The 19,920-nt window shown below is 36.8% G+C and carries 15 protein-coding genes; 12 read left to right on the top strand and 3 right to left on the bottom strand.

Annotated features, from left to right (window positions below):
- The first annotated feature begins 108 nt into the window (after nt 1–108).
- From recQ to lpdA, 6 genes are all read left to right on the top strand, one after another.
- Entirely contained in the window at nt 109–2,313 is a 2,205-nt protein-coding gene (gene recQ, locus MP477_RS02530) for a DNA helicase RecQ (protein WP_257189014.1), read from the top strand.
- A 139-nt stretch (nt 2,314–2,452) separates the two neighbouring features.
- Nucleotides 2,453–2,860, top strand: a complete 408-nt coding sequence (locus MP477_RS02525; protein WP_257189013.1) for a hypothetical protein — start codon at nt 2,453–2,455, stop codon at nt 2,858–2,860.
- A 10-nt stretch (nt 2,861–2,870) separates the two neighbouring features.
- Entirely contained in the window at nt 2,871–3,953 is a 1,083-nt protein-coding gene (locus MP477_RS02520) for a glycosyltransferase (protein WP_230035125.1), read from the top strand.
- A 79-nt stretch (nt 3,954–4,032) separates the two neighbouring features.
- On the top strand, nt 4,033–4,383 hold the full coding sequence (locus MP477_RS02515; RefSeq protein ID WP_257189012.1) for a hypothetical protein: 351 nt from the start codon (nt 4,033–4,035) through the stop codon (nt 4,381–4,383).
- Between the two features lie 147 nt (nt 4,384–4,530).
- Nucleotides 4,531–4,779 (top strand): cupin domain-containing protein, encoded by a 249-nt coding sequence (locus tag MP477_RS02510; protein WP_257189011.1) that lies wholly within the window; start codon nt 4,531–4,533, stop codon nt 4,777–4,779.
- 130 nt (nt 4,780–4,909) lie between these two features.
- Nucleotides 4,910–6,313 (top strand): dihydrolipoyl dehydrogenase, encoded by a 1,404-nt coding sequence (gene lpdA, locus MP477_RS02505; protein ID WP_257189010.1) that lies wholly within the window; start codon nt 4,910–4,912, stop codon nt 6,311–6,313.
- A gap of 174 nt (nt 6,314–6,487) precedes the next feature.
- Here the strand turns inward: lpdA and MP477_RS02500 are convergent, their stop codons facing one another.
- Complete coding sequence (locus MP477_RS02500) at nt 6,488–6,934, bottom strand: hypothetical protein (RefSeq protein WP_257189009.1); 447 nt, start codon at nt 6,932–6,934, stop codon at nt 6,488–6,490.
- A 127-nt stretch (nt 6,935–7,061) separates the two neighbouring features.
- On the opposite strand from MP477_RS02500, the gene MP477_RS02495 reads away from it, so the two are divergent.
- The gene (locus MP477_RS02495) at nt 7,062–7,886 is read left to right on the top strand and encodes a S1 RNA-binding domain-containing protein (protein WP_230035134.1); all 825 of its coding nucleotides are present in this window, start codon (nt 7,062–7,064) and stop codon (nt 7,884–7,886) included.
- A 35-nt stretch (nt 7,887–7,921) separates the two neighbouring features.
- On the opposite strand, the gene MP477_RS02490 is transcribed toward MP477_RS02495, so the two are convergent.
- On the bottom strand, nt 7,922–11,845 hold the full coding sequence (locus MP477_RS02490; protein ID WP_257189008.1) for a T9SS type B sorting domain-containing protein: 3,924 nt from the start codon (nt 11,843–11,845) through the stop codon (nt 7,922–7,924).
- Between the two features lie 185 nt (nt 11,846–12,030).
- On the opposite strand from MP477_RS02490, the gene MP477_RS02485 reads away from it, so the two are divergent.
- The 4 genes from MP477_RS02485 (at nt 12,031) to MP477_RS02470 (ending at nt 18,336) form a co-directional block, all read left to right on the top strand.
- Complete coding sequence (locus MP477_RS02485) at nt 12,031–12,624, top strand: TetR/AcrR family transcriptional regulator (RefSeq protein WP_230035145.1); 594 nt, start codon at nt 12,031–12,033, stop codon at nt 12,622–12,624.
- A gap of 96 nt (nt 12,625–12,720) precedes the next feature.
- Nucleotides 12,721–14,073, top strand: coding sequence for a TolC family protein (locus tag MP477_RS02480; protein ID WP_230035147.1), 1,353 nt, complete (start codon nt 12,721–12,723; stop codon nt 14,071–14,073).
- Between the two features lie 6 nt (nt 14,074–14,079).
- Entirely contained in the window at nt 14,080–15,141 is a 1,062-nt protein-coding gene (locus MP477_RS02475; protein WP_230035150.1) for an efflux RND transporter periplasmic adaptor subunit, read from the top strand.
- A gap of 6 nt (nt 15,142–15,147) precedes the next feature.
- Nucleotides 15,148–18,336 carry an efflux RND transporter permease subunit gene (locus MP477_RS02470; RefSeq protein ID WP_257189007.1) on the top strand — a complete coding sequence of 1,063 codons (3,189 nt, stop codon included), beginning with the start codon at nt 15,148–15,150 and terminating at the stop codon, nt 18,334–18,336.
- 62 nt (nt 18,337–18,398) lie between these two features.
- On the opposite strand, the gene MP477_RS02465 is transcribed toward MP477_RS02470, so the two are convergent.
- A complete protein-coding gene (locus MP477_RS02465) occupies nt 18,399–18,746 on the bottom strand; it encodes a helix-turn-helix domain-containing protein (protein WP_257189006.1) in 348 nt (115 codons plus the stop codon).
- A 130-nt stretch (nt 18,747–18,876) separates the two neighbouring features.
- Between MP477_RS02465 and MP477_RS02460 the strand changes: the two genes are divergently transcribed.
- On the top strand, nt 18,877–19,824 hold the full coding sequence (locus MP477_RS02460; protein WP_257189005.1) for an NADP-dependent oxidoreductase: 948 nt from the start codon (nt 18,877–18,879) through the stop codon (nt 19,822–19,824).
- Nucleotides 19,825–19,920: the final 96 nt, after the last annotated feature.

Here is a 19,920-nt window from a genome sequence, read left to right as displayed (position 1 = left end):
AAAAAGAATATTTAATATAAATTTTATTTTTATAAATTCGTTCGCTTTTATTTTAAGCAAAAATTTTATAACTTTGGGTTATATGCAAATTTAGCAATAGAAAATTAGATGAGCGCAAAAAAAGCCAATTTATCAGGCGAATTGAAAAAGTATTTTGGGTTTTCTACATTTAAGGGTCAGCAGGAGCAAATCATAGAAAACCTATTGGAAGGGAAGGATATATTTGTTTTAATGCCTACAGGTGGTGGAAAATCATTATGTTATCAGCTTCCGGCACTTATTTCCGAAGGCACGGCAATAGTCGTTTCGCCCCTGATCGCGTTAATGAAGAATCAGGTAGATGCAGTGAACGGCCTTTCCTCGGAAGATGGAGTAGCCCATGTATTGAATTCATCATTAAACAAAACACAGACAAAGCAGGTTTTCGACGATATTAAAAGCGGAAAAACCAAACTTTTGTATGTTGCTCCGGAATCATTGATCAAAGAAGATTACCTGGAGTTTCTGAAAGAAGTGAAAATTTCTTTCTTTGCTATTGACGAAGCGCACTGTATTTCAGAATGGGGACATGACTTCCGGCCTGAATACAGAAATCTTAAACAGATTATTGATAAGATCGCAGATGTATCTGTCATTGCACTGACAGCTACTGCCACTCCTAAAGTTCAGGATGATATCCAAAAAACATTGGGAATGACCAATGCATTGGTCTTTAAGGAAAGTTTCAACCGTCCTAATTTATATTATGAGGTATGTCCAAAAGTGAATGTAGATAGGGAAATCGTAAAATTTATCAATCAGCACAAAGGAAAATCCGGAATCGTATACTGTCTGAGCAGGAGAAAAGTGGAAGAATTTGCCCAGCTTTTACAAGTTAACGGGATCAATGCACTTCCTTACCATGCCGGTCTTGACCAGAAAATTAGGGTTGCCAATCAAGATAAATTTCTGATGGAAGATGTGGACGTTATTGTGGCTACCATTGCCTTTGGAATGGGAATAGATAAGCCGGATGTACGTTTCGTTATTCACTATGATTTTCCTAAATCACTGGAAAGCTATTACCAGGAAACCGGAAGAGCGGGAAGAGACGGTGGTGAAGGACATTGCCTGGCATTCTACGATCCTAAAGATATTGAAAAATTAGAGAAATTTCTGGCACAAAAACCGGTTTCCGAGAGGGAAATTGGCTTACAGCTTTTAAATGAAGTGGTAGGCTATGCCGAAACTTCTATGAGCAGAAGACAATATATCCTTTATTATTTTGGAGAAAGTTTTGATCCTGTAAACGGAGACGGAGCGAAGATGTGTGACAACTCATCGAATCCTCCAAAATTAAAAGATGCCACGGATGATCTGGAAAGGGTACTGGCGCTGATCAGTGATACCGGTGAAAAATTTAAAGCTAAAGATCTTATTTCCGTAATCGTAGGAAAAGAAACTGCCGTTACAAAATCTTACAAGCTGGAACAAAGTTCACATTTTGGTTTTGGGAAAGAAGAAAAAGACAATTATTGGAAGACCATTCTGAGACAGGCTACTGTTCAGAATTTTTTACAGAAAGATATTGAAACCTATGGGGTTTTAAAATTGGGAGCTAAAGGAAGAGATGTTGTGGCTGGCAAAACCAAAGATGTATTCTTAATTGCTGAAGACCGAGAATTTGACCTTAGCCAGACCAAAGCAGAAAGTGATCAGATCCAGCAGCAGGCTGGCGGCGGACTGGATCAAAACCTGTTTGGCCAATTAAAGGAGCTCAGAAAAAAAGTTGCTAAGAAATATGGGATTCCTCCTTATACCGTATTTATGGATCCCAGTTTGGAGGATATGACTGTTCAGTATCCGATCTCGTTAGAAGAAATAGCAAAGATCTATGGGGTAGGAGAAGGAAAAGCCAAAAAATATGGTAAAGAGTTCGCCGACTTTATAAAAACATATGTAGAAGACCATAATATTGAGCGTACCCAGGATATGGTCCTGAAGCAGGTGGCCAATAAATCGAGTCATAAAGTTTTTATTATCCAGAGTACCGATAAGAAAATTGACCTTGAAGACATTGCAAGAGCAAAAAATCTTTCCATGAACGAATTATTAAAAGAAATGGAAAGTATCGTGTATCAGGGAACAAAATTGAATATTGACTACTATATTGAAGATAATTTTGATGAAGATATCGTTGATGGCTTTATGGATTTCATGACTGATTCTGAAAGTGACAGCATGAAGGTGCTGTTGGATGAATTTGGAGATGAACTTTCTGATGAAGAAGTGAGAATGCTGAGAATTAAGTTTATCAGTGATGTAGCGAATTAAAATAATGATTTTGAACGCAAACGAAATAATTTTAAAAGAAATTCTTCCAACGAAGAGTTTCTTTTTTAATATGACGGAGAAAATTAGGATTGTTTTTTCATTTTTTTATTTAGCCATTTCCATTTTATTGCTTTCAACTATGAATTCATTTTTGTTCATTTTTGCGATAATAATGTTTGGAGCAGGATTATATTTCGCTTTTTTCAGATGGGTTTTAAGGTATTTTGATTTAAAAAATGATTATTATCTAATAACCAATCAAAGAATAATTATAGCTGAAAAATCCAGTAAAGATATTTGGAAATATAAAAAACTGGAAGAAATAGATCAGGTAAATATTGAACTGAATAACCGATTTTTCGGAAATATTATCTTCGGAGAACCGGAAAATATATTTGGAAAAAATGACGAACCTTTTTCTTTGTTTAAAAGAAGAGGGATAAATTTTGATGAGGACAAGTATGTTTTTCTAAGTGTTGAACATATTGACGAAATTATTCCTTTATTTGAAGAGCTAGGTTTGAAGGTTAACAAAACTTTTTACTAATTTTACAGTGATGAAAAAGATTTCTGTTATATTTATTCTGCCGGACTTAGAAACCGGAGGCGCAGAAAGAATTGTTACCACTATTGCGAATCATCTCTCCAGAGATCGGTTTGAACCTAAGATTTTGCTGTTGCGTAAGAAGGGCGGATATCTTAATTTTCTAAAAAAAGATGTTGAAATCATCGACATTAATACGGAAAGGATCAGACATTCTCTGAAACCTATTTTGGGAGAAATTTACAGGAGGAAGCCTGATATTGTGTTTTCGGGTTTTGGGGAAGTGAATGCTTATTTGGCATTATTTATCAAGCTTTTTCCAAGGACGAAATTCATTGCCAGGGAAACGAATGTGGTTACTCAGCATGTGACAAGAAAAGAAATAAAATTTTTCTATAATTTTTATAATAACTATCAGAAGATCATTGCACAAAGTGATGATATGATGAAAGACCTGATTGATAATTTTAATATCAAAAAGAAGAGAATTGTTAAAATAAATAATCCTGTTGATTTCGATTTTATTGATGATAAATTGGCTGTTTCCCTTAAACCTGAAAGCTTTAAATACAATTACAAAAATGTAGTGGCTATCGGTAATTTATCGGCAAGGAAAGGTTTTGACAACCTTCTGAAAGTGTTCTCCCGGCTTAAAAATGAACATATCCTGCTTCATATTTTAGGAGATGGAAAAGATAAAGAAGTCTTGCTTCAGATGAAAGAGTTTTTAGGATTAAAAAATGTAATTTTTCACGGCAGGCAGGAAAACCCTTACCAGTTTTTAAAATATGCCGATTTATTCATTCTTTCATCACGATATGAAGGCTTTCCGAATGTTTTATTGGAAGCAGGAGCTTGCGGAACCTACTCTTTAGCCAATAACTGCCCCGGAGGAATCAACGAAATCATTCAGCATAATGTAAATGGAGAAATCTCTAATATAGAAAATTATGAAAACTTTGCTCAGCAGATTATAAGGATCATGCAAAGCAATTACAATCGGGATGCCATCAGAAACTCAATAAAATCAAGATTCTCAAAGAATATTATTCTGGATAAATATGAAAAGGTTTTACTGGATTTGATGAAACCTTAATGACATTATTTGCGTTATGGATTGTTAATTTCTTACTTTTGGAACTATAAATTTTATAAGAAAAAAATATTTTTCATTCATGAATAAAATCCAAAAATTAGGATGTGCCTGTGAAAAACCTGGCTACAATTATACAGAATATAGAAGTTCGGAATTAGGTATAGATCATACCAACGGAAGATATGGCGAAGTAACTATTCAACAATGTAAGTTATGCCAGAGAATATGGATTCATTATTTTGTTGAATATGAAAGTTTTTCGAAATCCGGAAGATGGTATAAAGGAATTGTTTCAAAAAAAGAGCGTCCTCAAATAACTCCGGAAAATGCTGTGGAATTTTTGGAAAGCCTTGACTGGTATGTATATGGCGGTTCTTTTTTTGAAAATACCGGTACATTTGGACAAGGAAAATTGAATGTGAGTCTGTAACATTTTATGCTGAAGTAGTAAAATTAAATATCAAATTTATGAAGCCATTGATAAGTTTTATTTTGATACTGACCTCTGTTGTCATGATGGCCCAGCAGAAGACAATTTCCAGAAAAGAATTGCTGAAAAGAGATTCAGAAAATAACAATGGCCGCAGGACAAGGAGCTCCTGAACATCTGCATCCCTGTCCCGTTTTAGGAATAATCAATTCAGGAGAGGCTGTTTTTCAGATAGAGGGGCAGCAAAAAGTGATACTTCATGAAGGAGATGCTTTTTATGAACCTAAAAATGTAAAAATCCTTCATTTTGATAATGCATCAGCAGAAAAGCCACTTGTCTTTACCGCAATTTATTTGAAGGAAGGGAGTGAGGAAAATATAAAACTCATAAAATAACATTTTTCATAAAACTAAAGCCTATAATTATCATTTTTAAAATTGATAAAACTCACTTTGGTGCTTGGTAATTTATATGTAAATTTGTGAGAATTAAGATAGATAATAATAAACAAATTCATAATATAACATGAGTCAATTCGATGTTACCGTAATAGGTTCTGGTCCTGGAGGTTATGTAGCTGCGATCCGTGCAGCGCAGTTAGGTTTCAAAACAGCAATTATTGAAAAATATTCAACTTTAGGCGGAACTTGTCTTAACGTTGGATGTATTCCGTCAAAAGCACTTCTTGACAGTTCTGAACATTTCGAGAATGCAAAACACAATTTTGCAAGCCACGGAATTATCATCAATGAGCTGCAGGCGGATATTGCAAGAATCATTGAGCGTAAAAATGAAGTGGTAGATCAAACGACAAAAGGAATCAACTTTTTGATGGACAAAAACAAAATCACTGTTTTTGAAGGATTGGGAAGTTTTGAGTCTGCTACTCAGATTAAAATAACTAAAAACGACGGTTCTTCTGAAACGATAGAATCTAAATATACAATTATTGCAACGGGTTCTAAGCCGTCTTCACTTCCTTTTATCTCTCTTGATAAAGAAAGAGTGATCACATCTACTGAAGCATTAAACCTTAAAGAAATTCCTAAACACCTTATCGTAATTGGAGGAGGCGTTATTGGTCTTGAATTAGGTTCTGTATACTTAAGATTAGGAGCTCAGGTAACGGTTGTTGAATTCATGGATAAAATTATCCCTGGAATGGACGGTGCTTTAAGCAAAGAATTGACGAAAGTTCTTAAAAAGCAAGGAATGAAGTTTATGCTTTCTACAGCAGTTTCTGCAGTGGAAAGAAACGGAGACACTGTAAAAGTTACAGCTAAAGATAAAAAAGGAGAAGAAGTAGTGGTAGAAGGAGATTATTGTTTAGTTTCTGTGGGAAGAAAACCTTATACAGATGGTCTTGGTCTTGAAAAAGCTGGAGTAGAACTTGATGAAAGAGGAAGGGTAAAAACAAATGATCACTTACAGACAAACGTTGCCAACATCTATGCGATCGGTGACGTTATCAAAGGAGCAATGCTTGCTCATAAAGCGGAGGAAGAAGGAGTTCTTGTTGCGGAAATATTAGCAGGTCAAAAACCTCACATCAACTATAATCTGATCCCTGGTGTTGTGTATACTTGGCCGGAAGTTGCCGGAGTGGGTAAAACTGAAGAGCAGCTGAAAGAAGAAGGAGTCGCTTATAAAGTAGGTTCTTTCCCAATGAGAGCATTAGGAAGAAGCCGTGCAAGTGGTGATACCGATGGTCTTGTGAAGATTATTGCAGATGAGAAAACTGATGAGGTTTTAGGAATGCACATCATTGGAGCAAGAGCTGCTGATCTTATTGCTGAAGCAGTAATTGCTATGGAATTCCGTGCAAGTGCTGAAGATATTGCAAGAAGTTCTCACGCTCACCCAACTTATGCTGAAGCTATTAAAGAAGCAGCGTTGGATGCTACAGGGAAAAGATCAATCCATATGTAATATTTGATTAAAAGATGTAATCATTTAAAATATTAAAAAAGAAAGAGAAGCATCCGCTTCTCTTTCTTTTTTTGTGTGCCTCATGGACCGTAAGATATGTGTGCCACATTATAATGGATAAAAAAATGTTCTCCAACAGCTTTTTATTCAATATAAATGGGCTTTCGTCCCCAATTACATCATTCTTATTTGATCATAAAACCGGGTATGTTTAGGAGCAATATTGAACTGTATCCCAAAGGTTATTCCTTTAAAATATTTTTCTTTATGAATTGGAAAGGCGTAACCCGTATTGAGAAAGATTGCATTGAATAATGAAATGCCGATTCTTGGCTCCAATGAATATGGATTTCCTGATATTCCAAATAACTTTCCCTGGTCAGAAAGATAAATATGAGCTTCCGGTATAAATTTATCTGTATGATTGATAGAACTATAAAGAAAGGATGGCCCTAAAATAATAGATTTCCCGTGAGTATTCCCTGTTCTGAACTCCAAGCCGGCCTGTAAAACATTTCTCCCGGTATAGCGATAAGCTACATTAATGGCTGTTTTTTCCAGTAATTGGGCATGGGTAGTGATGACGGAAATAAGAAATGCCACAGCGAAATACTTTTTCATGTTTTCTGGGAGTTTTTATTCAAATGTACAGGTTTTAAAGGCTTCTGAAAGATAAAATAATTCTTAAAAGTATTAAATAGGGGAAATCTTCAAATTTCCGTACCTTTGTCAGCTAATTTTATCTCAAATGCAACTCGGAAAAACTCAAACTTTAAAAATTTCAGAAAAAAATAACTCAGGATGGATCTTGGCAGATGAATCCGGTGAAAAGGCTTTTTTGCCAAAAATTTTCACAAATGACGAAAAAGAAATAGACGACGAAGTAGAGGTTTTTGTTTATCAGGATGATGATAAATTGAAAGCTACTACTGAAATTCCATTAGCTGAAGTAGGTGAGTTTGCCGTAATGAGTTGCGTACAGAGCCTTCCAACCGGAGCGTTTATGGATTGGGGAATCATCAAAGATTTGTTTATCCCGTACAAACAGCAGAAAACCAAAATAATAGAAGGTAAAAGGTATCTGGTATATATCTACGTAGATGAAGATATGGAGCTGATTACAGGAACTACGAAATTTAAGAGAAATCCTCAATATCAGGATTTGCCATTCAAGAAAGGGGATAGTGTAGAGCTGCTTATAATGAATGAAAGTGAACTTGGCTGGAATGTGGTAATCAACAAAAAATATATAGGTTTGATCTATGCTGCCGATGTTTTTAAGAAGCTTTATCCTTTGTCTGAAGAAACAGGTTATATTAAGGCGATTCGGGAAGATGGAAAAATTGATGTTTCTCTGCAACCTGAAGGTTTTGAAAATATTGATGAATTCAGACAAAAGATTCTGAACAGACTGGAAGAAAACTACGGGCTTCTACATGTGTCAGACAAGTCTTCTCCTGAAGAGATCAAGGATGAACTTCAGATGAGCAAGAAAAACTTTAAGAAAGCAATTGGAGGACTTTATAAAGATAAGATGATTGATATCTTAGACGATAAGATCAAATTATTATAAAAAAATAAAAGAGCAGAATTTTCTGCTCTTTTTTGTTATTCTCTGTTTTTAACCAGCAGCCATCCGCTGTAGGTTCTTCCATCGGAAACTTTTATGGTATACCAATAGGTTCCTGTGGGTATGGGTTGGGAATTGTATTTTCCATCCCATTGAAAAGGCTTTTTACTGATGGTCTCCTTAAAGATCATCAATCCTTTTCTGTCATATAAATTGATTTCTGTACCCGGATAATTTTCTAGTCCGGCTATTTTCCATGTATCATTGGTTCCGTCACCATTGGGTGTGATGGCATTAGGAATATTAAATATTGAGAAGTTTTTCTGACCAATAATACAACCTGATTTTGTTCTTACATACACGGTATATTCGCCTATATTTAAATTGGTGAAAATATTGGAATCCTGCCATATAGTATTGTTTAAAGAGTATTCATAATTTCCGGTTTGAGAAAGAATGACTGTTGCTGTATTGTTAACAATATTCACAGATACAATCTGAGCCAGCACAGAATAGGTGGTCTGTACAGAATCGGTATTCTCACAGCCAAAACTGTTTGTTACTTTTACAGAATAGGTTCCCGGAGTTGATACGGTAATGGTCTGTGTGGTAGCACCGGTATTCCATAGGTATTGCAATCCGGGTCCTGCATCTAAAGTTACAGATTTTCCTTCGCAGAAATCCAGCTGATCGGGAAGGTTAATGAAAGGTTTTGGATTAATTGTAATATTGAGCCTTACCACTATAAAACATCCGTCAGCTGTGGCAACTTTTACATGAATTAATGTTGATCCGTTGTTTACAACATAAGCTGAAGGATTGGCAATAATATTTCCAGCCATATCTGTATAAGTAAATATATAGGTGCTTGGATTATTAATGATATTACTTTCAAAAGAATGAAGATCTACAGTCATGGTGTTTCCCGTTGTAGTATTACACAACAGTGGCGAGTAATCTTTGGCCGGAATGTTGTTGATAGAAAGTGTCACAGAAATAGCCAGTTTTTCAGATTCACAGCTGTTTAATGTCTGTGTTACATAATAGGTTTGTCCATGTACAAGAGGAGTGGTAATAGGTAATACCGTTCCTGAAGCATTGTAAAATACCAGAGATGTTCCGGTTACTGCCAGGTTAGCGATCGTAGGATTGGCCGAAGCACAGAAATCCTGGTCAGTATTGGCCGCTGGTTTAGGAGTGGTATTGACTGTCACCTGAATGGTAACTTTACTACTTTCACATCCGTTAATAGTTTGAGTGGCATAATAAGTCTGGCCATTGACAAGAGGAGTTGTAACCGCTAATAGAGTTCCTGCAGTATCATACCATTTTATATTCTGGCCCGTGATCTGGATATCTGAAATTTTTGGATTGTTTGTAGCACAGAAGGTGGGTGTTAAGTTGATTGCAGTGGGAAGAGCGGGAGACGTAATAATTACATTTTGATTCTGAGTGGCTGTATTTCCGTTTCCGTCATTGTATATCCAATAAATAATATAGGTTCCTGGGATTGAATAAGACAAAGGATCTGTGGTGGTTGCACTAATCACTCCGGCACAGTTGTCCGTAGCAGTTGGGATGTTGGTAATTGTTGTATGGCAATCTCCGGTAACGTCTGCTAGATTGGCAATATCCGGAACCGGAGCGACATGATCACCTACCACAACGTTTACGGTAAAACTTCCGTCACAGGCTCCAGATCCGGAAATCTGGCATATATAAGTGCCGGAATTGGCTGCCGTTGCATTGCTGATACTAGGGTTTTGCAAAGTAGAAGAAAAGCCATTTGGCCCTGTCCAGCTGTATGTGGTGCCTCCCGTTGCATTAAGTTGGAGTGTTGAATTAATACATACCGGAGAATTGGACGTGATCACTGCAGCTGAGGTACAGTCTTGAAATTTAGCTATAAAAATGTCATTTCCACCACCAGGCGATTGCTGAAATGTGCCTGGGGTTGCAATGCCGGAGGTATTTCCACTAGACATTCCTGTTAGATAAATAGAACCTTCATTATCCTTTGTAATTTCGCCAAGCTGAGTAGCCCCATTTCCTGTATAATACGTTCCCCATTCTTTTATATTATTTTGATTGTATTTAATTAAAAAGGTAGCAATATACATGGCAGGAATTCCCATATAGGCTCCGGGAGTTGAAATATCTGCTTGTCCAAAATTTTGTAAATGAAGTCCCATGAAGAAAATATTTCCTGAGACATCAGTATAGGCAAATAACTGACCACCTGGATTGAAATCGAAATAACTTTTCGTTATAATATTACTTGTTAGATTTACTCTCCAGACTCCCGGTTTGTTTATGATACCGCCTGATGGAGAAGGTATGGTGTATTCTCCGGCAAGTATGAGTGTATTATTAATAATTCTGGCCTGTCGTATCACATCTTGTCCTACTTCACCATAATAACTGGACCTTATAAGTGTAGTTCCAGATTTTGAAAGTTTTAAATATATCCCATCAGTAACTCCCGCTTTTACGGCTTGAAAAGGATTAATCATTGGAATGTTTACAGATTGTGTAGCTCCCACAATTTCCAGATCATTTACTGAAGAAAATATTTGAAAAATAGAAGTTGAAGAATCTGATCCCCCAAAATAAGTTGCCCAATCTACATTTCCATTTGTTGAATTTAAAGATGCTAAAATCCCATCCGACATACCTGATGGAGTAGCTTTTGTTGGCTGTATGGCATTTACAGTAGGGAAGTCTGAGCTAAAAGCATGCCCCCCAATATATACATGATTTTGATTATAAGAAACAGTATAAAGTTTATCTTCTCTACTTGACACAAATTCTTTTTGAAAAATCAAGTTTCCATTATTATTGAATTTTACTAAAACAATATTTTCATTATATAAACCTCTTTGAACACTTCCGCCTGCATAAATATTAAAATTTTCATCAAAGTCAACATCCATAAAATAATCAGTCATTCCGAAACCGTAGTAAGTTCCCCAAAGTTTTTGCCCGGTTTTAGTTAGCTTCATAAGATAGGCATCAGTACCACCTGCTAGATTCTGTTGATAAGTTCCGGAAGTTGCAAAATTAGTGTTGCTGCTGGTTGATCCATGAACATAAACATTGTTTTGGCTGTCAGTTTTAGCTCTTCCATAATCTTCACCTGCTCCACCTGCATAACTTCCCCAAACTCTCGTAGGAACAGGGTCAATTATAATAGTTCTGTTTGAAGAATCTACAGGCGAATTAAATCCAAAAGTCTGATCTCCTAAATCTTTAAATGAAACATTAATATTTTCTCTTCTGAGTCCTTCTATCCAGCTATTAGGAATATTTTCATGAATTTCTCCAAAACGCACATTCATGGCAAGTTTACCGTCTTTTATTGAAGTGGGAGCTCCGTGGAATTTCATTTTAATATCTGATACTTTACCACCCGGATTGATAACGAAATTATATTCAATCGGTTTTAAACTGTCTTTAGGTTTGAAGAAAACCAAATCTATATGAGGATATATGTTTTTATAACGGACCTTTTGATGACGATACACATTTGTGACCCCTTTATGATGATTTGGAAGATTATAATAGTTGTTGTAATCAGGAGATTTTCCTTCTGTGATAATAGTTGCTCCTTTATTAAAATTGACAAGTTCAATATCTACTCTGTGTATCAACTTCTCATAAATATATTCATCAATATTATAATGGCTGGGACTTGGAAGTTTATTCTCTGTCTTTTTTGAAAAGTTGGGATTTATTATTTTCTTGGTTTCATAAATATCATAAGAAAAACCACCGGAACGAAGCTGTACATTCAGTCCATCAGAATGGAACAGGTATTTTACATCATTATTTTCTTTTCCATCCTGATCTATGATCTGGCCTTTGTTTTCGTAAAAATAGTAGGAATTGTTTTCTGATATCTTTTTTTGTGAAAATAGAAGAACTCCACTCAGAACGGAGAACACCAATAAAATTTTTCGCATCAGGGTATTAATTTTTTGCGGCAAAGATATAAAAATGCCCTTCTCATCAAATATTAAATAACACAAGTTGTTGAATTATATGAAAAATATGACACAAATCATAACAAATTTGTTTAATTAATTTGTTTAACAATTTTGTCAAAAATAAAATTTGATTTACATTTGCACAAAATTGTTTAACAATAATGTCAAATCAAGCAAAAAAAGACCAAACACAGGAATTGATCAAGGAGACGGCGAAGAATTTATTCTTTGTGAAAGGAAAATTTGATGCTACAACGCAGGAAATTGCTGATGCAGCCGGAGTGAACAGAACACTGATTAACTACTATTTCCGCTCAAGAGATAATCTGATTCAGATTATTTTCGATGAAGCGCAGAAAGTGGAACAGGAGAAATCAAAAATTATTCAGACCTCAGACCTTCCCTTTAAAGAGAAAATGAGCGAGTTTATAGAAAGCAGTCTTGCTACAAGCCTACAGTATCCCTATCTGGAAACTTATATTGTTTCTCAGATCAATAAAGGAACCTGTCATCAAAGAGAAATTGAAGAAGATATCCTGGATGCGCTTTACAAGGATATTGAAAAAGAAATGGAACTGGGGAATATTGAAAAAATGGCTCCTGTTCAGTTTATTCTGAATATGGTTTCACTACTTGTATTTCCAAGTGCCATAAGGCCTTTATTTATGGAGAATCTGATGATCAGTGATGAAGAATATGATGAAATTATTTCCGACAGAAAAGAGATCATTATCAATATGCTTTTCAAAAATTAAAAAAATGTTAAAGTATTTTAAGAAATGATTCGTCCTTTAGGAATAAAAACATTTGTGAGAAAAATTACATTAAAAAAATAAACGAAGTATAAAATTATGAAAAGAAAACGTATAACTGCTAATAAGCTAAAAATTGGGATAGCTGCAGCATTTATGATTTTCGGCTTTTCATCCGTATCTGCCCAGCAACAGGTTTCTTTACAGGAAGCCATCAAGCAGGCACTGCAAAATAAGGCAGAAGCCAAAAAAGCAGCATTGCAGATCAAAAAGGCTGAATATAAAATTGATGAGGCAAGAGCTGGAGCTTTACCGCAGATCAGTGCCACAGCAGGCTTAACTTACAATCCTGTTATTCAGGAATCTTTGCTTGAATTCGGAGGAGAAAGAATCAGAGCGCAGCTGGGACAGCCATGGAGCTCAACAGCTTCTGTACAGCTTCAGCAGGCCATATTTGACCAGAGAGTTTTTACCGGTCTTAAAGCGGCAAAATCTACAAGAGAATTCTATGTTCTGAATGCTCAGTTAACGAACGAACAGATCATTGAAAATGTAGCCACAGCCTATTATCAGGTTTTTGTTCAGGAAGAGAATCTTAAAACGGTTGAAGCCAGCTACGCCAATACGGAAAGAACAAGGAATGTCATCAAGAGTTTGGTTGATAACGGATTGGCAAAAGCCATCGACTTAGACCGTACCAATGTTCAGCTGACTAATATTGGTTCAAATAAGCAGACCTTAATCAACTCGGTAGAGCTTTCAAAAAATGCTTTGAAATTTTATATGGGAGTTCCTATTTCTACAGATATTGAGCTTGAAGAAAAAACAATCGAACCCAAACCTGAATTGATAGCAAGCAATGTAAACCTTGATGACCGTACAGAAATCAAAGTTTTAAATAAAAACAGAGAACTTCTACAGTTTAATAAAAAAGCTACGGAAGCTTATTTATATCCGACAGTGAGTTTAGTTGCCAATTACGGCTGGGGAGGACAAGGTAGAAAATTTCCTCTTACAAACGGGATTAACAATGGAGTCCTGTGGAGTGATTATTCAGCAATTGGTTTGAATATTAATGTTCCGATTTTCACCGGAGGAGCTACCAAAGCCAAAATCAATCAGGCAGAAATTGATATTCAGGACCTGGATTTAGATATTCAAAATACCCAACTGAACTTAAGTTTAGATTATAAAAATGCAATTACCAATATGGAAAATGCATTAATCAATATCGAAAGTATGAAAGATAATGTAGGGCTGGCAGAAAGAGTTCAGAAAAATACTCAGGCCAACTATCAGTATGGGCTGGCAACGCTTACAGAGGTTTTAGATGCTGAAAATGCTCTTACCCAGGCAAAACAGAACTATGCCAATGCTTTATTGGATTACAAACAGGCGGAAATAAAATTAATCAAGGCTAAAGGAGAATTAAACACACTACAAAACCCGTAATAAACTATGAAAAAAACCTTAATATATATCATCGTAGCAGCTGTACTGATAGGTCTGGCAGCTTACAAGATTGCAGATAATAAAGAAAAACAGACACAGGAAGTAAAAGAAGTTGCCAAGCAGGTGGATAAGATCAACGTGAATGTGGTAACGGTTTCAAGAGAAAATATCGACACAGATTACTCAGCCAACGGAACTTTTATTCCAAAGCAGGAAATGAATCAGTCTTCTGAAATTGCTGGACGTATCGTAAGCGTTTTGGTAAAAGAAGGATCAAGAGTTTCTGCAGGACAGACTTTGGCAGTGATCAAAAAAGATGCAATTGAAGTAGATGTTTCTCAGGCTCAAAATAATTTGCAAAATGCAATTATTGACAACCAACGTTACGAAAATGCCTTTAAAACCGGAGGTGTTACCAAGCAGCAGGTTGATAATTCAAGATTACAGCTGAAAAATGCACAGGCAGCGGTAAGAGCGCAGGGAGTAAGGGTAAATGATACCAGCATCCGTGCAGGAATCAGCGGAACGATCAATAAAAAGATGGTTGAGCCCGGAACAGTGGTTTCTGTAGGAACTTCCATGTTTGAAATCGTTAATATCAACAGTCTTAAACTTTCTGTACTGGTAGACGAAAGCCAGGTGGGAAGAATTCAGTTAGGTCAGGAAGTTCCAATTACGGTCAACGTTTTACCGGATGATTCTTTCAGCGGAAGAATTACATTCATTGCTCCTAAAAGTGATGCTTCTTTAAATTTCCCGGTTGAAATTGAAGTTCAGAACAGAGGGAACCTAAAAGCAGGGATGTACGCAACCGCTTTGTTCAAAACCAATCACGGTGCTGAAACTCAGAATATGTTGACGGTTCCTGCTCAAGCTTTCGCGAACGGGGTAAGCTCAGGACAGATCTTCATCGTTCAGAACGGAACAGCTAAAATGATTACTGTAAAAACCGGAAAAGTGTATGGTGATAAAGTTCAGATCATCAGCGGTCTTAATGGCGGTGAGCAGGTAATTACCAGCGGCCAGATCAACCTTGACAACGGTTCAAAAATCAATATCGTAAAGTAAGAGCAGATGAAGTTAGCAGAAATATCCATTAAAAGGCCGTCCCTTGTCATCGTATTGTTTACGATCCTTACATTGGGAGGTTTATTAAGCTACTCCATGATGGGGTATGAATTGATTCCGAAATTTGAAACCAATATGGTAACCATTTCTACGGTGTATCCGGGAGCTTCGCCTGCAGAGGTGGAAACTTCGGTGACACGTAAGATTGAAGATGCCGTAGGTTCTTTGGAAAACGTAAAAAAAGTAGAATCATCTTCTTACGAAAGTTTATCAGTAATTATGGTTCAGCTGAACACAGGAGCTGATGTAAATTATGCTTTGAATGATGCACAGAGAAAAGTAAATGCTATTCTGGCAGACCTCCCTGATGATGCAGATCCACCTTCATTACAGAAGTTCTCATTGGATGATCTTCCGATCATGACGTTGAGTATTTCCAGTGATAAACTGAACAACAAGGATCTTTATGACCTTTTAGATAAAAAAATAGAGCCTATTTTTTCCCGTGTAAACGGAGTTGCTCAGGTTGATCTTGTAGGTGGACAGGAAAGAGAAATTCAGGTAAGTTTAGATGAAAAGAAATTGCAGGGGTACGGACTTTCCATTGGAGATGTACAGCAGGCGATCCTTTCTTCCAACTTAGATTTCCCTACAGGTGCGCTTAAAACAAGAACTTCAAGATCTACCATCAGACTTTCAGGAAAGTATAGAAGTGTACAAGAAATGAACAATCTGGTAGTTTCCAATAAAAACGGGGCTCAGGTTCGTCTTTCCGATATTGCCACAGTTTTTGATACCCAGAAAGATGTAGAAAAAGTAGCAAGATACAACCAGAATGCGACCATTTTACTTCAGGTAAAAAAACAGTCTGATGCCAATGCAGTTTCGGTTTCTGAAGCAATTCAGAAAACAATTGCTCAGGTTCAGGACAATTATAAAGCTCAGGGAGTTAAAATCAATATTGTAGATGATACCACAGACTTTACACTTGAAGCAGCAGACCACGTAATCTTCGATTTATTCTTAGCGATTATCCTGGTAGCAGTGGTAATGCTATTGTTCCTTCACAACATCAGAAACGCATTTATCGTAATGGTTTCTATTCCGATGTCATTGATTGCAACGGTAATCGGGATGTATCTGATGGGGTATACCTTAAACTTAATGAGTTTATTAGGACTGTCATTGGTAGTAGGTATTCTTGTGGATGATGCCATTGTGGTTTTGGAGAACGTTTACCGTCACATGGAGATGGGGAAAAGCAGAATTCGTGCAGCCTACGACGGTGCTTCAGAGATTGGATTTACGGTAACGGCTATTACCCTGGTAATCGTGGTGGTATTCTTACCGATTGCAATGAGTTCGGGGTTGGTAGCTGATATCCTGGCACAGTTCTGTGTTACAGTGGTTATTGCAACGATGTTCTCTTTATTGGCATCATTTACGATTATTCCTTGGTTATCATCAAGATTCGGAAAGTTAGTACATTTAACAGGAAAAAATCCTTTCGAGAAATTTATCCTTTGGTTTGAAAAACAATTGGAGAAATTCACACACTGGATCACAGGAATTTTGGAATGGGCTTTAAAATCAACATTAAGAAGAGTAATGACTGTGATTGTAACATTCATTATCCTGATCTCTTCATTTATGTTGGTTGCTTTTGGATTTATCGGTGGTGAATTCTTCCCTAAAATGGACAGAGGACAGTTCCTTGTTCAGATGGAATTACCAAAAGATGCTTCTGTTGAAAAAACGAATCAGGTGACATTAGCGGTTGAAAAATATCTTAGAAATGATAAGGATGTAGTAGATATGATTACAACGGTTGGTCAGCAGTCATCAGGTTTTGGTGGAGCGCAGGCAACTTTGTATCAGTCAGAAATCCAGGTGATCCTGGTAGATAAATCTGAACGTAATGAAAGTACAGATATCAAGTCTGCTAAAATAAAAAGAGCGTTAGAAGAAAAATTCACCGGAGTTGAGTTTAAAACCGCACCGATCGGATTAATGGGAGCAGATAATGCGCCAATTGAAATGGTGGTAACAGCACAGGATAACGAAACAGCCAATAAGGAAGCAAACAGAATCCTTGAATTGCTTAAAAAAGTTCCTGGTTCTGTAGATGCAGAATTATCAACCGATTCTGGAAGTCCGGAAGTTCAGGTAAATATCGACAGAGATAAAATGGCTTCTTTAGGCTTAAATCTTTCCAGTGTAGGTCAAACGATGCAAACTGCATTCAGTGGAAATACAGATGGAAAATTCAGAGCCGGAGAGTATGAATATGATATCAACATCCGTTTTGGTGATGCCAACAGACAGTCGATTGATGATGTTAGAAACCTGATGTTTACCAATCCTCAAGGTGAGCAGATCAGACTTAGCCAGTTTGCAGATGTGAAAATGGGTTCAGGGCCAAGCTTATTGGAACGTAGAGATAAAGCGCCTTCTGTAAAGGTAAAATCTAAAGTAGTAGGTCGTCCGGTAGGAGATGTTGCCAACGAATGGGCTGCTCAGTTCATGGATAACGAAAAGACCAAACCTGCAGGAGTAAGCTATATCTGGAGCGGGGATATGGAAAACCAGACCGAAGGTTTCGGTACCCTGGGAATTGCATTGATGGCTGCTATTGTATTGGTGTACCTGGTAATGGTTTCACTATATGATTCATTTGTTTATCCGTTTGTAGTATTGTTCTCCATCCCTCTGGCATTGATCGGGGTAATGGTAATTCTTGCCATCACCGGAAACTCACTGAACATCTTTACGATGCTGGGAATGATCATGTTGATTGGTCTGGTAGCGAAGAACGCGATTATGATCGTCGACTTTGCGAATATGAGAAAAGAAGCAGGTGCCAATACGCATGACGCTTTGATTCAGGCCAACCATGCCCGTCTTCGTCCGATTTTGATGACAACGATTGCGATGATCTTCGGTATGATCCCAATTGCGATTGCAAAAGGGGCAGGAGCAGAGATGAACAACGGACTGGCCTGGGTTATTATTGGTGGTTTGACATCATCATTATTCCTGACGCTGATCATTGTACCGGTAGTGTATTCATTGTTTGATTCAATTCTAAGAAGAATGGGTAAACATGAAAAAGTAGACTACGAAACTGAAATGAAAGCCGACTATGTACATAAAGAACTAAGTGAAGACGGATTTACTCCGAAACACATAGACTAAATAACAAACCTTAATTAACCTAAAAGCGCCTCAGATTTCTGAGGCGCTTTTTTATAATCTTATTATACTGTTTGCTTTACTTTTTGTTTCTCCATTTGTTCATTTCCCCATATCCGTAAATAGTCAATAAAAGGAATGAGCTGCTGTCCTACTTCGGTTAAAGAATATTCTACCTTTGGGGGAACTTCATGGTATACTTTCCTGCTGATAAGGCTGTCATCTTCCAGCTCGCGCAAAGTCTGGGTAAGCATTTTCGGGGTAATATCGGAGATCGTTTTTCGTAATTCACCATAACGCATGATCGTCTTTACATGGAGATACCACAATATTCTGCCTTTATATTTTCCGCCAATTCTCTTAAATGCATAGTCTACAGGGCAGGAAGGTTCGTCTTTTAGATATTTTTTCATGATTTTATTAAAATTATTCCTTTGATAATCAGTAATAGTATACTTTTAGTATGTAGAGTACAAAAAAGTGCATACTTGTCTGTAATATAGCATTAATTTACTTTTGTTTTAAACTTAAAGTAAAAATATAATGAAAACAATTATTTTAAATGAAGCCGGAGGTGTCGATAAGCTGCAGTTGACTGATACGGAAAAACCGCAAATAAAAACTAATGAAGTATTGGTGCAGGTAAAAGCAATAAGTATCAATCCTGTTGATGTAAATGCAAGGGCATATGATCATGTTCTCAATTGGATATATAGGGATGAAAGACCAGTGATCTTAGGTTGGGATATTGCCGGTGAAGTAAGTGAAATAGGGGAGGAAGTAACGGCCTTTAAAGTTGGGGACAGAGTTTTTGGAATGATCAACTTTTTCGGAAACGGAAAAGCCTATGCAGAATATACAGCTGCTCCTGAAAGCCATCTGGCTCTGATTCCTGAACATCATACATTTGAAGAGGCTGCAGCGGCTGCTTTAGCGGCGGTAACAGCTTATCAGGCTTTAGTGGATGTTGCTGAAATCAAAAAAAACGACAGGGTTCTTATTCATGCTGCCTCAGGAGGAGTTGGCCATTTTGCGGTACAGATTGCTAAATATTTTGGAGCTTATGTGATAGGAACTTCCTCTGCAAATAATAGGGACTTTGTGCTGTCGATTGGGGCGGATGAGCATATTGATTATACTCAAAAAGATAGCCTGAATATAGCTGGAGATATTGATATTGTTATCGATACTATTCAGGGAGATACTCTGCTCAGATCAATAGATATAGTGCGGCCCGGAGGTATCATTGTGACATTGCCTTCGCCTGAGATCCCTCAAAACATAAAGGATAAAGCGGAAAAACAAAATGTAAATCTGGAGTTTATGATGGTGGCTTCCAAAAAAGAAACAATCCAGGCCATTGCAGATTTACTTGAAAATAAGTCTTTGATTCCTCATATCCATAGAATCTTTTCTTTTGAGGAAATGGCTAAAGCCCATTTGGAAATGGAAACCAAACGGGTAGTAGGTAAAATAGTGGTAACCTTATGAACGAAAGTATCTTTTCCGGATCTTCAGACATTGATCTATCTACAGCGCTTCAGATTTTCTGAGGTGCTTTGGTTTTTATCTTAAAAAAGGAAATGA

The sequence above is a fragment of the Chryseobacterium sp. WG23 genome (assembly GCF_024586575.1).
Lineage (GTDB): Bacteria > Bacteroidota > Bacteroidia > Flavobacteriales > Weeksellaceae > Chryseobacterium.
Note: the sequence above shows the minus strand (reverse complement) of the source record. Positions and strands in the feature narration are given on the sequence as shown.